This is a genomic window from Psychrobacter aquaticus CMS 56, from assembly GCF_000471625.1.
Taxonomy (GTDB): Bacteria; Pseudomonadota; Gammaproteobacteria; order Pseudomonadales; family Moraxellaceae; genus Psychrobacter; species Psychrobacter aquaticus.
This window is the reverse complement of the sequence record NZ_AUSW01000033.1, coordinates 46,394-61,940: the sequence shown is the minus strand read 5'-3', so window position 1 is coordinate 61,940 and position 15,547 is coordinate 46,394. Positions and strand designations below refer to the sequence as shown.

The window sequence follows — 15,547 nt, the reverse complement described above, 5'->3', positions numbered from 1 at the left end:
TGTCTCCAATTATTTTTTAGGATTCTAACAACCCACGAGTAGTCAATACTTGACGGGCAATGCGAAAACATTCCACACCTTGCGGTACACCGCAATAAATCGCAATCGCATGAATAGCGGCGCGAATTTCTTCCACAGAGCAGCCATTATTGATTGCGCCATTTAAATGCAGCTCCCACTCATGCATTTTGCCAAGAGCGGCAATCATGGTTAGGTTCATTAATGAGCGGGTTTTGGCATCGATTGCCTCATCACCCCAGCCAAAGCCCCAGCACCATTCGGTCATGGCTTCTTGGAACGGACGGTTGAAATCATCGGCAGCTTGTAGGTTTTTTTCGACATACTCAGCCCCCAAGGTGGCTTTGCGCTGAGTAAGTCCCAACTCAAATCGTTGTTTATCCATGACTAATCCTTAGTATTTATTGTTGATTAAGATGGTTGTTTATTGAGATGCAAGCCCATACGGCAGGCTTCATCAATATGCTTGCGGCAAGCTTTGACTGCCGCCTTGCTATCCCCTTGAGCGATATTGCTTACAATCTCTTGCAAATTACTTGGGCCTTTGACTGCGCGCTCTTGGGTAGACAAGGTCATAAAGCGCAGACGACCAATACGTCCGTTCAATCGCTCTGTCAACTCCCACGCGACCGTCATACCAGCCGTCATGAATAGACGCTCATAAAACGAATATGAATGCCCAAGCGCCTTTACCACGTCGCCTGCCTGCAAGTTATCGCGAATCTGTACCAAATGATTTTGCAATGTTTCTACCAATTCAGGCGTCACTTGTTCGGCACAATAACGAACCGCTTCGCTCTCTAACATCGCACGCAGATGATAGATTTGGCGGATTTCATCACTTTCTAATACGGCAACCGAAGACCCTCCAGCAGAAACAGTCACTAAATGCTCGCTTTCTAAATGCCTGATACATTCACGTACGACAGTTCGACTAACCCCTAACTGCTCACAAATCGTGCGCTCTACCAGCCTTTTACCGGGTGCGAGCTGGCCGATCATAATAGCCAAGCGCAATTGTTCCAGCGCCGTCTCTTTTAAAGTCTTTGGTTTTTCTACTTTTTCTAACATAAGGTTTTTACTCTCTCAAATATAAATAAAGAGTATAACGTCTATGGCGCAGAAAAACAGTACGCTTTCATATCGTATTACGGTATACCATAATATTTATTTTCAAAAAAAGCTAGTAATTTATTTAATACCGTATTATGGTATACCAATATTGTTAGCCATCATTCATCGATAGAAGGAACTTGTCATGTTAAAACCAGATATTAGAAAAATCGTCACTTTTGAAGAAGAGATTTTAGTTGAAGGTTATAAAAAAGCCGACACGCCTCTGCGTATGTTTGCCGTCGCGGCAGTGCTTACCAATCCATGGGCGGGTCGTTATGCAGAAGATTTGAAGCCTGAAATTCAAGCGTTCGCTCCCGTCTTAGGTAAGCTACTCACCGACAAAATCGTCACTTTAGCAGGGGGTGCGGACAAAATAGAAGCCTACGGAAAAGCCGCTGTGGTCGGCTTGAATGGTGAAGTTGAGCATGCCTCAGGCTTGATTCATACCTTGCATTTTGGCAATTTTTATCGTGAAGCATTGTCTGCCAGTACGTATTTGGCATTTACCAATATACGCGGCACAGCCAATACTCCCATCATGGTGCCACTCATGGACAAAGACGATGCGGGTCGTCGCTCGCATTATCTGACGATTCAATTTGCCATTCCTGATGCCCCTCGCGACGATGAAGTGGTGATTGTGCTAGGCGGAGCAACTGGCGGTCGTCCACATCACCGAATTGGTGATCGTTATCAAGACTTGCAAGATCTCGGTCACGATTTGAATAACCCAGCTGCCGTTTAAGGAGCATCTACTGATGAAATGGTCACGCAAAATTTCTAATGGCATTGCCTATTATCATAATGATAATAAAAGTGACAAAGCCACTCCGGTCGTTTTTGTGCATGGCGTGGGCTTGCGAGCAGAAAGCTGGTATCAGCAGGTATCTGCATTTGACGGCCAATATCGCTGTTATGTGATTGATATGCCGGGACATGGAGAGAGCGACTTGTTGCCTAACCCTGCATTGACGCTATCAGACTTTGCTGAGGTACTGAGCACTTTTATTAATAATGTAATTGGCGAGCCTGCCATCATCGTTGGGCACTCACTCGGCGCGATGACCGCTTTACAAACGGCGGTGCGTCATCCGCAAGTGGTACGAGGGATCGCTGCTCTTAATGCCATTTATGATCGTCCAGACAATGCCGCCCAAAATGTACAGAACCGTGCCGAATCCCTACTCAATGATCTTGACCAAAATGTGACGGATCAGCCGATTGCCAGATGGTTTGATGGCGATTCGCAATACCGCCATGAGGCTGAGTTATGCCGATTGTGGCTAGATACTGGCAATCGCTTAGGATATGCGCAAGCCTATCAGATGTTCGCGCATTTACGCGGCATTGCAGCAGCAGATTTGCAGACCATCAGCGCGCCCACACTACTGCTAACGGGCGAGATGGATGTAAATTCTAGTCCTAAAATGTCATTAGCGATGGCTAATATATTGCCCAATGCCAATACTGTCATCGTGCCTGAAGCCCGACATATGGCACAAATGACCCATGCCAATGCGGTTAACGCAGCATTGGCAAGATTTTTTATCCAGTGCGAGTCGCACTCCACGGTCAACACCTAATTTACAAACGCCCCATTTAAAAAAGAGGTTCCCATGAAACAACTTGATCCTAAAATGTTACGCAACGCCTTTGGCAGTTATATGACTGGGGTGACCGTGATAACCGCCATGAGTAATGACGGCACGCCCGTCGGCTTTACAGCCAATTCATTTACGTCGGTATCGCTTAACCCGCCGCTACTATTGGTTTGCCCAGCCAAATCGCTATCGAGCTTTGATGTATTTGCCAATTGTAAAAGCTTTGTTGTCAATATCTTAAGCGAAGACCAGCAAGCCATCTCCAACATATTTGCAGGCTCAAAAGCAGACCGTTTTAGTCAAATTGAATGGCACAAAGACGAACAAGGCAATCCTGTCATCGATGGCGCATTGACGCATTTTTCTTGTAAAACCGATCGTAATCTAGAAGCTGGCGATCACCATCTGCTGGTTGGTGAGGTTGTTGATTTTTCATCTCGCGAAGGCCACGGCTTAGGATACGCATCTGGCGGTTATTTTAGCTTAGCACTAGAACGTGAAGCAGCAGAAATCAGTACGCAAGAAAAACATGTATGTGTGGGCGTCATTATCGAACACAATGGCAAAGTCTTGCTCAGTCAAAAAGATGGCAAAGTATCTCTACCCAGTACAACGACTGATGACAATACCAATGCTGTCAGTACTATTCAGCAGTTTTTGGCAGACAATGGTATTGATGCTCAGTTGGGTGCAGTCTTTTCTATTTATGAGAACAGCAAAACAAATACTAATTACATTTTTTACCGCGCCATTGCACAATCATCAAACACTAAAGGGCTGGGCGAATATGTCGCTATCGATGACATCGCAACACAAGATTTTGCTACCTCAGCCATGAATTCGATGATGACTCGCTATGCGACTGAAAGCAAAAATGGCCTTTATGGGGTGTATGTTGGGCAAGAAGAACAAGGCCGTGTCCATTAAACTTTATATCTAAACGACATTTAGACAAACATAACATTTAACCAAAATAAGTTAAAACAAACAGCAAAGGATTTGCCTCATGAAATTTTCACTATTTTTACATATGGAACGCCTCGACGAATCACAGACGTATCAACAACTTCACGCTGATTTTATTGAGCTGGCAAAAATGGCTGACCAAGGCGGCATGCACGCGATTTGGACAGGCGAACATCATGGTATGGATTTTACCATCGCCCCCAACCCATTTTTAAACCTGATCGATTTATCTCATCACACCAAAAATGTGCGTTTGGGCACAGGTACAGTGATTGCACCATTTTGGCATCCGATCAAACTGGCTGGTGAAGCTGCGATGACGGACATTATCACGGGCGGCAGATTGGATTTGGGTATCGCGCGCGGTGCTTATAATTTTGAGTACGAGCGTTTGATGCCCGGTATGGATGCTATGGAAGCCGGTGGCCGCATGCGTGAACTTGTCCCTGCTGTACAGAATCTATGGAAAGGGGATTATGCCCACGATGGTAAATTTACCCAATTCCCATCTACCACCTCAGCGCCAAAACCTTTACAGAGAGGTGGTGTACCCATGTGGATTGCGGCACGCGACCCTCACAGTCATAAATTTGCAGTTGAACATGGCTGCAACGTGCAAGTGACCCCACTATGGCAAGGCATGACAGAAATTCAAAACTTAATGACTGCTTTTAAAAACGCCAAAGCCGAACACGGCGAAGGTAAAAACCCAAAAATCATGCTATTGCAACACGCCTATGTTGGCAGTGATGCCGATGACGTGGCTATCGCGGCAAAATGTATCAGCCGTTTTTATTGCTACTTTGGCGCATGGTTCAAAAATGAACGTCCGATTCGTCAAGGATTGCTTGAGCCATTGAGCGAAGAAGAAATGGCAAAAATCGACATGTATGCCCCTGAAAAAATGTTAGAAAACATGCCAATAGGTACACCTGAGCAAGTGATTGAAAAACTCAAAGTATATGAAGATTTGGGCTATGACGAGTTTGCCTTTTGGATTGACTCTAGCATGACCTTTGAGCAAAAACAGGCATCGTTACGCCGTTTTATTGATGACGTCATGCCAGCATTTGCATAACTCTATTGAGTCTCATACTCTAGTGCAGAATCAAAAGACAAACTAATAAAGAATGTGGAGAAACACCATGACTAAACCTCATTACCAACTCTATATAAACGGTGAGTGGTGCGAAGGCAGTAATAATCAAACCCTAGACAGCTATAACCCTGCAACGGGCGCAGCGTGGGCAACATTTGCTTGTGCCAGCCCAGAAGATGTTGAGCGCGCTGTCGATGGTGCCAAAGCAGCACTGAACAATCCTGAGTGGGCAAAAATGACCGCCACTCAGCGCGGTAAACTGATCTACCGTCTAGCAGATCTAATCGAAGAAAACGCTGAAAAATTAGGCAAAATTGAGACGACGGACAGTGGTAAATTGGCGCACGAAACTGTGGCGCAAACGCGCTACGTCAGCGATTATTATCGTTACTTTGCAGGGCTTGCTGACAAAATAGAAGGTGCCACGCTACCGATTGATAAAGCAGACATGCACGTCTTTACCACGCGTGAGCCAATCGGTGTGGTCGCAGCTGTCGTGCCCTGGAATGCGCAAATGTTTTTGACTGCCACTAAGCTTGGGCCAGCGCTGGCAGCAGGCTGTTCTATTATTTTAAAAGCCTCTGAAGTCGCTCCTTGTCCGATGTTTGCGTTTGCTGAACTCATAGAGCAAGCAGGATTCCCTAAAGGCGTCGTCTCTGTCATTACAGGTGATGCCGAAAACTGCGCCATTCCGCTGACCAGTCACCCTGATGTCGATAAAATTGCCTTTACCGGCGGTCCTGAAGCAGCGCGGCACGTGGTCAGAAATTCTGCCAATAGCTTTGCAGTCACAAGCTTAGAGCTTGGTGGCAAGTCTCCAATTATTGTATTCGAAGATGCCGATTTAGAAAGTGCGGCAAATGGTCTCATCGCTGGTAACTTTGGCGCATCTGGGCAGTCTTGTGTCGCAGGCTCACGCGGTTTCGTTCAACGCTCGATTTTTGATGAAATCATGAAACGCGTGGAAGAAAAAGCAAAAAATATCGTCATTGGTAATCCGCTCAATCCTGAAACACACGTTGGGCCTTTATGTACCAAAGCGCAGGTCGAGCGTATTAAAGACACGTTAGAAAAGTCAGTCGCACAAGGCGCTACTATTCGTTTTGGCGGTCATGCTCCTGAAGACGCAGATTTGGCTGACGGCAACTATTTTTGTCCAACGTTAGTAGAATGCCCAAACACCGATATTGAGACTCAGACCATTGAGATGTTTGGGCCTGTCATGTCATTGGTGGCATTTGATACTGAAGAAGAAGCCATTGCGATGGCAAACGATAGTGTCTATGGCTTGGGTTCTGGCGTGTTTACACAAAATCTGGCTCGCGCCCATCGCGTTTCTCAGCAAATCCATTCAGGGGTTTGTTGGATAAACACCTACCGTGCTATCTCTCCTACCGCGCCGTTTGGTGGTTATAACCAATCAGGCTACGGGCGCGAGGCCGGTAGCGAATCTGTACTGCAATATACTCGCACAAAAACGACATGGATTAATATTTCGGCGGAGCCGATGGCTAATCCTTTTATCATGAGATAACCGATCAGTGTAGTCAGATACATTCAGTTTTAAGGAAAAAACTATGGCTATCCGTCCTCCCCTAAAAGAGTTAAATATAAAAACGCATGACAAAGGTTTTTATAAAGGCTTCAATCGCTTTGTCACTGTGACCTCAAAAATCTTAGTCATATTGGTGGTTGTTTGGATTTTAAGCGATATCGAGCGCTCTGGTGCTATGCTCAATGCCATGAAAAATTGGTCGTATACCAATCTAAATGGCTATTATACCTACTCCATCGCCTTTTATATTTTGGTTTGTTTAACAGTCATTTTATGGCCGTCATTTGGTCGTATTAAACTTGGCTCTGATCCCAATGGAAAACCCGAGTTTTCAAATTTCTCATGGTTTTCCATGATATTTGGGGCAGGAATTGGCATTGGCGTCTTGACCTATAGTGCTGCTGAACCACTGTGGCATTTGGCAAACAACCCTGACCTTATCATGTCAAAAGAAGTGATTTTATCTTCACTAAGCACCAATGGGATTGCGCTGCCAGCAGGTGCTGATGTGTTCGCTTTTTATCAAGACCAAGTCGCTGCCAGTGCCTTAGCGCCCATTGATGGTCTCGTTTTACCAAGAAGCGAGGAAGCGCTAGATACGGCTTTTCGCTATTCTTTCTTTCACTGGGGTATTAGTGCGTGGTCCACTTACTGTTTGGTTGGTATCTGTTTGGCGTTTTTCGCTTATGCGCGCGGTTTACCACTCACCATGCGTTCGGCACTCACCCCTTTATTTGGCAAACATTTAGAAGGCCCACTCGGACATGTGATTGATATTTCTGCCGTGATTGCGACCATATTTGGGATTTCTCAAACGATTGGCATAGGCTTAAGCTCTTTTGCTTCAGGCATGTATAGTATTACAGGTATCACATGGTTAGTGACAGACACGGCCAATCCTGAACCAACCACAGGGGCATTATTACTGTCACTGTTTTTCGTCATGTGTCTCTCAACAGCCTCAGCGTTATCGGGCGTGGGACGCGGGGTAAAATGGCTCAGTAACATCAATATGGTACTGTCATTCTTACTTCTAGCCTTCTTTTTGATTTTTGGCGCATCGATGTTTGCTTTAGAGATGCTGGGCAAAGGTATTTTGAGTTATGTCGTCCATTTACCAGCCATGGTCTTTACGGTTTGGGACCCTAGTACCGAACTGGGCAACTGGCAAACCAGTTGGTCTATTTTTTACTGGGCATGGTGGATTGCATTTGCCCCATTCGTTGGTATGTTCTTGGCGCGTATCTCCAAAAACCGTACCATTCGTGAATTTGGTTTGATTGGTATTGTCGCGCCTAGTCTGACGTTATTTGTCTGGTTCTCCTTTATTGGTGGGACTGGTATTGATTTAGAATTAAGTGGTATCGCTGGTGGTAAAATCTTTGACTCAGGATTGACCGCTCAACTGTTTGAGATTATCGGTTTTATGCTGAACCCAGCGATGGCGGGTATATTATCAACGATGGTGGTTGTGTTGCTATTGACGTACTTGGTGACGTCGGCAGATTCTGCATTGTTGGTGGTTAATACACTGAATGCCGCTGGTAAAGTGGAGGTCGAAAATGGCGCAAAGCATATTATCGTTTGGGGCATTGCGCTGACTTCTGTCATTGCAGCACTGATACTAGCGGGTGGATTGGATGCTATTACTTCTGCCATGATTGTGGCTGCTATTCCCTTCTCATTTATCATCATCTTAATGGCGATTAGTTTGTTAAAAGCGTTAATTTTAGACATTGCACGAGCAAAAGGGCCCTAATAGTCTTGGCATAATGGACGTAGATGAGATGGTAAAAAGCCATACTATTTATTCTTAAATAGTATGGCTTATCTATATAACGCGTAGCTTCGATGTTTTTATTCGATGTTTTATTCGATGTTTTAGTAGTCGATAGTATAACTCAGACCATACGTGGTGCCTGTGGCAGGTAGACGGTTCGTATCGCCAAACGTGGTTTGATGATAAACCGTTTGATAGTCTTTATTGAGTAAATTATAAACCCCATAACCGACTCGGCCGACAGGCATGTTTACTTGACCCAGTACGTCTAACGTCATATAACCTTTGACTGGTAGTGCACCAGCGTCTGGGTCTTTTTGTTGATCCTTAAACGCTCTATCATCGCCACCAATCGCCAACGCTTGTAGACGTATGGTGCTGCCTTCATCAAAGTTATATTGTGCAAATGCCGTGCCTTTAAGCGGCGTCAAGCGCACCGCATCCAGCTCCAGCCAATCGCCGTCTTTCTTATACTGACCACGTGTATAAGCCACGCTACCACCCACTTGCCAGTTATCACTAATATCTTGGGTGAGCGATCCCTCTACGCCATAAACTCGCTCGTCAGTATCCACCACTTCTACCGTATAGTCATTGGTAAAACGCACGGTTTTGTCCGAGGTATTATAAAAGGTGCTGACTCTGGCTGACGTATCACCGCGCTTACCTTCCCAGCCTAAATCATAGTTATTGATCGAGATGGGCTGCACGTTGTCTGAGTTAACCACAAAGCCTGCTCGCACGTCACGTAAGGCACGTTGTATATCAGCGGTAGTAAAACCTTGTGAGAAATTGGCAAATATCTGATCATTTGGTGTTAGTTGATAGCTACTGCCAATGTTAAACAAGGTTTTGTCATGATCCGTCTTACCCTTGGCTACTTCACCTGCTTGATAGTCAGTACTAGAGCCATTAAAGTATTCTTCTAACAGCTGCTCATAAATGGGGATAAAGGCATCTGTTTTTGATTTGAGTTTTTGATAACGCACGCCAGCGCTAGCATGCCATTTATCCGTGATATCGGTATCAGCATTGATAAACACCCCAATTTTATCGATGGTGGTAACAGGTCCAGCATTGTAGGTATTGCCATTAGACACAGCGGTCAAACCATTACTAGCGATAAACGTATTTAAGTCTTGGCCCTTATAAGTTTGCTCGCTGTTTTCACGCTCAAAATCCGCACCATAGCTCAATAGCGTCTGTTTGCCAGCAAACTCAGTATCAGTCTGCATGGCGGCGCGCAGACCCATCACTTCGATATCTGCTTCTGATTGCATAATGAATATCGCACCGCCTGCCTGCTTTTTCGCTGTGTCTTTGTCGATGCCGTTTGCTAGCAATACTTCACGGGCTTGTTTTCTGGCGTCTTTACCCGAAGGATAAAAACGTCCCTGTTCATCACGGTAGTAACCTGTAATGCTTAAGTTAGAACCTGCGACATCGTCGTTGTTATAATTGAGGTTCACTGAGGTCTTGGTGGTATAAGGCTGTTTTTCTATACTAGCACCATCGATCGCTTTTAAGGATGGCGTCTCACCAAGTAACAACACTTCTAAGTTTTTACCGTAATCTGGACCATAGTCAGTGTCTTGCTCATCATTATAATAGGTCACCGCTAGGTTTACGCTTTGACTGTCATCGATGTCCATGCCTAAGTTGGCGTTGACACTCAACGACTCGGTATCTTGCTGATCGGTTTGATTGACATCTGGACCAATACGGTCGCCATGGCTATCGAACTTACCGCCTTTGCTGGCATAGTCTACATCTAGGCGACCATAAACACGCTCGCCGCCATAACCCAAGCTCTGACCCACATGATAACCCAATGAATCTGATTCAAACTCACGGCTGCTATCAAAACCCAATCGAGTTTGACCTGTAAAGCCTGCACCTGCTGCCGATTTGGTGACCAGATTGATAAGGCCACCTGCTGCGCCAGCGCCATAAATACTGGTTGCGCCAGAGAGCACCTCTACCCGCTCAAGCTGCGCTGGATCAATACTGTTTAACTCTCGTGATAAGCTGCGTGACCCTGACAACGGCACACCATTTAGCAAGTATTGCACCGGACGACCACGCATGGTTGTACCATAGTTACTGGTTGAACCACTACTAGCCCCCAAACTTGGAATCAGCTGTGCCAATATATCACCTGTCGTACGGTTACCTGTGGCCTGTTCTCGAATGTCTTCTTCCCCAATCACTTGGGTGACTGCTGGCATCTCACTGATTTTTTGTGCCAGCGCCGTCCCCGTCTTCGCACGCGCCGTGACTGTGATGGTATCCAAAGTAACATTTGGTGTGTCACTGGTCGCCGAGGTTACGGCTGTCTCTGTGGTGGAATCTGAAAGCGTAACATCCGTTTGCGCATACAATTGCTGGGTAATACAGAGCGTAAGAAGGGATAGAGCAACTTGATGATGGCTTTTCATTGTCATTTCACTTATTTGAATAGTGGCTGGATAGTGGTCTGAGTTATGTTTAGCTCGTAATACAGTATGTACTAAGTTTGTGAATGGTATTGTAAATGATAACTATTCACATTTCCAGACCTATTTACAAATCAAATAGCCTGTTCCCTCATGACAATAAATGGGCGCAACTACTTATCACATTTAAGAACAGGTGTTGACTATTTAATGGTTCATGCTGGATGGTTTATCGCTTAAAAAACGAATCCAATTGATCGTTCTTATAAGCCTCAAAAAACAGCTGAAACTTGGTTTCATCTTTCTGATGTTTTGTTTGGCAATCTGGCAATAACTGCTGTGCCAAATCAAGTGGCAATACAAACACGCCATCATCGTCCATAATAGCAATGTCACCTGAGCAAATAAGGGTGCTCTGCGAGCCGAAACGGTAATAAATGTCAGATGCCAATACGCCTTGTGTCTGATGGCTTTTAAATGTGGTGACCGCGCTGATACCTTGAGCAAATACCGGAAAGCCTAATTGCTGAATCTGCCTTGAATCTGTCGCTTGTCCAATAACGATAACACCAGCGAGCTTTTCATAAATAGCGGCGCAAGTACGTAACGCGCCCCAACAAGCTTTGATGCCGAGCACTTGCGCATCGATACACAAAATGTCATTCGGCTGCGCCTGAATCAACGTTTGATTAATCACCTCCGTATTGTCTGAGTTCAAAGTCGCTGTGATGACTTTTCCAACAACAGTATGAGTACAAGGAGACAGCGCTTTGATATCTGGTAAATACCCCACTTCGGTCAGATGCCCAATCGTTGAGGTGGCTATGCTCTTGTAACTCTCTACTAGCGTATCAATATCAATTTTATCCATTAATTTTTCTCTCATTATGTTTTCGTACTGAATCCACCCTAAGATTTGCGTCGATGTTTTTTGCCCTAAAAAAAGGATTGGTGGTCATACTCTCTCCTGCAGGCATGCTGCCATGCGGATCGTCACCGCGCTCAATTACGGGCAACAGCAACGTTTTATGCGGATAGTATGGATTGGTCAATAGTTGCTCACGGAGCATCTCACACTGATCGGCATCGAAGTCAATATCCGTCAATTCCTTATCGATACTGTCCCTCGCCTCACCCCACAGTACCTGTTCATCAATCTCATAATACGTGGACAACGATTCAATAATGGCGCGAAGATTGACCAATACGCCCAAGGACTGAAGATAAAATATCAATGCTTGCGGGGTCTCTCGGTACAAGCGATTTTTAACATTGGGCGGGCTTAAATATTCAGGATCTGCTATTTGATAACGCGTAAGCCATGGCAAATAAATACGTAACGAATCATGATCGCGCAGTAGCAAGCTGGTAAAACGATGATTTTTCATCACCATTACGATGTTCTGTCCGTGCATCTCAGGAGCAAGTCCTAAACGCAGGCAGCGCAGCATCGTACCCAAAAACACCTCGCAGAGGTTTTTGAAGCAATCAATAGCCGCGCGTTTTATGTGAGATGTTTGAGTCGTAGGCGATTTTGCTTGGATGATCTCATCAAAGATATGATGACTCACGCCGTCTTTAGACACCAACATGCCGAGGCTTGCCATGGGCAGTAGCCGCACTTGGTCATCACACAGATCTGTTGGTAGATTCCTGAGCATAGCACCTAAATGCGTGGGCTTTTCTTGATAAAAATAGGGATTGGTTGCGCTTTTATCTTGTAGATGTGTCGGCGACATATAGCCCCACCAAAGACGCTCATCCCATAGTCGCAGCTGCGCTGACAATACCTTATCTATTTGTCTGGCCTGCATCAGAATCGCTTGGTTTTTTTCGCCATTAATCAGTTTTAGTGCGGGCAAGTACCGTTTGGAGTTTAAGGCGTACACTCCTATGGGCAACTTGATGCTATGCGGCGTATCGGCACTCAATAACATACTGCGCATGGAGGCGCTGGCGTAAGTCATTGGGCTATCAAAGGGTAATTTGACTACCGTACCATTGGCAAAATCATCGGCATAACTGTTATCCGCGCGGTTATTATCAAATAATTGAGTCAACTGCCAAGGATGGACAGGGATTGCTACATGAGTATCGGTCAGATTTTTCTCTTCTAACACCTGTCGCAATCGCTGCTGCTGCGGTTCGTCTAATAAATACGCCGCTGGATTTTGTCGATTGATATCCTCTACCTGATCCGCCACCATAATATGGCTTTTGGCAATCGCTACCCACACCAGCGCAATGGGCTGATTAAACTCTGCCATATAACGCTGGTACTCTGCTGCCGTAAACCCCAGCTTGCCCTTAGCCAGCGGATGAAAAGGACGATCCATCAACGATGCCCATTGCTCGGCGGCAATTAAGGTTTGATACCAATGCGGCTGACTATAGACGGTAGTGGTTATGTCCGCATGAGCGGATTGCTGCTTGGCAACTAAGGACGCTTGCAAGCTTTCTTTTAATTTGCCAATACCTGTTGTACTCAGTGCTGAGTGATCCATAGCAGACAGTAAAATATCTAATAGAGGGTCTACTGCCTCTAACGGTTGTAACCAATCGCTGATAGAGTTGTCTAAATTTGATAGGTTATACAAAACTGGCAAGCAAGGTTTATAAAGTCGCCACGGTGCGGTATATCCCGACTCCACGAGTAACAACAATCGGCTATCGCTACTGATTTCAATCACCAGTAATGGATTATCTTGGGCAAAAAAGACTTGATACGCACTCGGTAGCAACGCGACAGCCTGCGGCAAATTTTGCCTTGTTAAATAATCAGACGTCGTTGTCACCTCAACGCGATGTTCCTCTAACCATTGCTCAAGTAAAGCGCACTCAATCAGATACGTTATCATTGATCTTTGTATTGCCACCATATCAGGCTGGCTTTCCGAATGACTGATTTGGACTGGAAATAAAGTAGGCATGCTATTTATCTTTACTGTTTCATCGGTACTTAACATTGTGTCTGTACTCGACTTTTGGCTAATGGATTATTGATATATTTGATCGGAAACACCTGATCGCCAAACAGTCGGCGCTTAGCCAAAGACTCAATACGGGTTTGCTTAGCAAAGACATCAAACAGCTCAAACCTTGCCTCATGCTCTGGATGACGATTTTGATAATCTGTCACGCAGTCAGCAACCTGCTGCCAAAATACTGCCTCAGGATAGTGATAATGGGTCTGCATAAAAACGGCAATATCTGCAAATGCCACAAAAAACAAGCACGCCACTGTCATATCACGGATGCCATCGGTGTCATCTGTTTCAATAAATGAGCCACGATTTAGTGCCGCGTGGGCAGCTGGCAAGCTATGAAAACTCGGAATCAAGTCTTGACGTGTCAAATGCTTGGGCGAATAGCGAACCCCGTCGTGCAAATCTTTTAGCAATACTTTTACAGGAAAGCCGTCTTCATGTACCAATACGATATTTTGCGCATGGCACTCTAAAGCAATACCGTGACCAAATAAGAGATGCAATACCGGAGCGACGGTCACTTTGATAAGTTGGGCCGTCCAATCCTCTACGCTGTACTTATTAAGCCAAGGGTCAATGAGCGTAGAGCCGTCCGTATTGATATAACTGACGCCATTTAGCGGAAAGGCTTTTTGGTTTGTCGATAAATACTGGCTCACGTTTTCACGCCAAATTGCGCCAAGCCCGCCATAAATGTCTGGATGCTGATAGCCGCGTCTTTGTAGCACTTCATGGTCTAAACTGATGCCCACCGTTTCGCCTAAAAACGCAATTTGTAATGCTTGTGCCGTCTCGTCTTCTGCCACCAACTGATTGAGCCACGTGGTCACAACGGTGGCATTCATGACAGTATGTTTGGCCAATATACGGGTGCTTGAGGTATTAATCAGATGCATACTAAGCTTTAAATAGGCTTTGTCTGCTTGCAACATCGATAAAGAGCGGATGGATTGCTGAGCGCGGTATTGGTTACCCGTACTGCCTAAATAAATCACTTCCTGCGTGTCAATAAGCGGCTGCAACGCAAGGATTAAAGTATTTTGCCATTGCCAAGGATGCGCTGGTATCAAACCATAAGCATTGGCGTCCTCATCTTCGTTTGCCTCACTTTTATCATTTGTCGTCGCAAGTATACGTTTTAGCTTGTCATTCAATGCCTCATAATTGTCCACGTCTACATAGTCTTTAATCCATTCGTTAAGCGTGGTAGCAGAACTGAACTCAAAGGCAGTATTGCTAACCAGCAGCTCCTTTTTAACTGCCAGCCAAACCACCTCTATATTTTGGCCAAATTCTGGCCCATAGTCATAATTGTCCTGTAAATCAAAACCGATACGAGATTTAAAACAGGGATGATAAGGGTGACCTGCCATCAAATAGCCCTCGAGCTGCTCGTAAGTGAGCACGTCAATCGGCGCTGGTGCGTTTGGTGTTGGTACGTTCGGCATTGATAAGTTGGGTGATAGCCGCTGGGCTTGGGTCTCGTTTACCAAAGTATGACGCAGTTCTTTGATAAAGCTGTCTTTTAAGGAAGCATCGGCTATGTTTAACAAAATATCACTAATGACATGCTCAAGTATGGCATCGCAAGCATTGCCATCAACGACTCGCTGGACGTTAAAATCATTAAAACGAATGATATCAAAGCTATAATGAATATAACCTTGAGCGCGGTAATTGACATTGTCAGTGGCTTTTATCGTAAAGTCTAAGAGTGCCTTGTCATTACTAGAGTCTGCACTCGCATATTTAAACTCAATAATATTTTCATACAATAACGCTTGTAATAGCTGCTTAATGACGCGCTGCTCTGCACGCTGCCTGACTCGATGGTCAATCGGCGCTTGCCACGGCTTAGTGACATCCATATCTACACGACTCGTGTTTTGTTCTACTTTATGATTGTGCATATATAAATTTCCTATCTAAAAATAAAAAAGTGAATGACTAAACCAACCAGGCTTTTAAAGCGAATGATAATCAATTACAT

12 protein-coding genes are annotated in these 15,547 nt (G+C 45.1%); 6 read left to right on the top strand and 6 right to left on the bottom strand.

Annotation, left to right across the window (positions count from 1 at the left end):
- Positions 1-16 precede the first annotated feature (16 nt).
- Together M917_RS09155 and M917_RS09150 are read right to left on the bottom strand one after the other, a co-directional pair.
- Entirely contained in the window at positions 17-403 is a 387-nt protein-coding gene (locus M917_RS09155; RefSeq protein ID WP_021814528.1) for a carboxymuconolactone decarboxylase family protein, read from the bottom strand.
- Positions 404-429: 26 nt separating this feature from the next.
- Positions 430-1,089, bottom strand: coding sequence for a GntR family transcriptional regulator (locus M917_RS09150; protein WP_021814527.1), 660 nt, complete (start codon positions 1,087-1,089; stop codon positions 430-432).
- 187 nt (positions 1,090-1,276) lie between these two features.
- Here M917_RS09150 and M917_RS09145 point away from each other — a divergent pair, with 187 nt between their 5' ends.
- From M917_RS09145 to M917_RS09120, 6 genes are all read left to right on the top strand, one after another.
- Positions 1,277-1,879 (top strand): amino acid synthesis family protein, encoded by a 603-nt coding sequence (locus tag M917_RS09145; protein WP_021814526.1) that lies wholly within the window; start codon positions 1,277-1,279, stop codon positions 1,877-1,879.
- A 13-nt stretch (positions 1,880-1,892) separates the two neighbouring features.
- Positions 1,893-2,717, top strand: a complete 825-nt coding sequence (locus M917_RS09140) for an alpha/beta fold hydrolase (protein WP_021814525.1) — start codon at positions 1,893-1,895, stop codon at positions 2,715-2,717.
- Between the two features lie 33 nt (positions 2,718-2,750).
- Complete coding sequence (locus M917_RS09135; protein WP_021814524.1) at positions 2,751-3,662, top strand: flavin reductase family protein; 912 nt, start codon at positions 2,751-2,753, stop codon at positions 3,660-3,662.
- Positions 3,663-3,741: 79 nt separating this feature from the next.
- Positions 3,742-4,779: an LLM class flavin-dependent oxidoreductase gene (locus tag M917_RS09130; RefSeq protein WP_021814523.1), complete on the top strand. Its 1,038-nt coding sequence runs from the start codon at positions 3,742-3,744 to the stop codon at positions 4,777-4,779.
- A gap of 67 nt (positions 4,780-4,846) precedes the next feature.
- Entirely contained in the window at positions 4,847-6,334 is a 1,488-nt protein-coding gene (locus M917_RS09125) for an aldehyde dehydrogenase (protein WP_021814522.1), read from the top strand.
- 43 nt (positions 6,335-6,377) lie between these two features.
- Positions 6,378-8,114 carry a BCCT family transporter gene (locus tag M917_RS09120; RefSeq protein WP_021814521.1) on the top strand — a complete coding sequence of 579 codons (1,737 nt, stop codon included), beginning with the start codon at positions 6,378-6,380 and terminating at the stop codon, positions 8,112-8,114.
- A gap of 122 nt (positions 8,115-8,236) precedes the next feature.
- Here the strand turns inward: M917_RS09120 and M917_RS09115 are convergent, their stop codons facing one another.
- The 4 genes from M917_RS09115 to M917_RS09100 form a co-directional block, all read right to left on the bottom strand.
- Positions 8,237-10,573 carry a TonB-dependent receptor gene (locus tag M917_RS09115; protein WP_021814520.1) on the bottom strand — a complete coding sequence of 779 codons (2,337 nt, stop codon included), beginning with the start codon at positions 10,571-10,573 and terminating at the stop codon, positions 8,237-8,239.
- A gap of 226 nt (positions 10,574-10,799) precedes the next feature.
- Positions 10,800-11,441, bottom strand: a complete 642-nt coding sequence (locus tag M917_RS09110; protein WP_021814519.1) for an RraA family protein — start codon at positions 11,439-11,441, stop codon at positions 10,800-10,802.
- Positions 11,434-13,500 carry an IucA/IucC family protein gene (locus tag M917_RS09105; RefSeq protein WP_161626695.1) on the bottom strand — a complete coding sequence of 689 codons (2,067 nt, stop codon included), beginning with the start codon at positions 13,498-13,500 and terminating at the stop codon, positions 11,434-11,436. Before M917_RS09105 ends, M917_RS09110 begins: the two co-directional genes overlap by 8 nt.
- A gap of 29 nt (positions 13,501-13,529) precedes the next feature.
- Positions 13,530-15,467 (bottom strand): IucA/IucC family protein, encoded by a 1,938-nt coding sequence (locus M917_RS09100; RefSeq protein WP_021814517.1) that lies wholly within the window; start codon positions 15,465-15,467, stop codon positions 13,530-13,532.
- Positions 15,468-15,547: the final 80 nt, after the last annotated feature.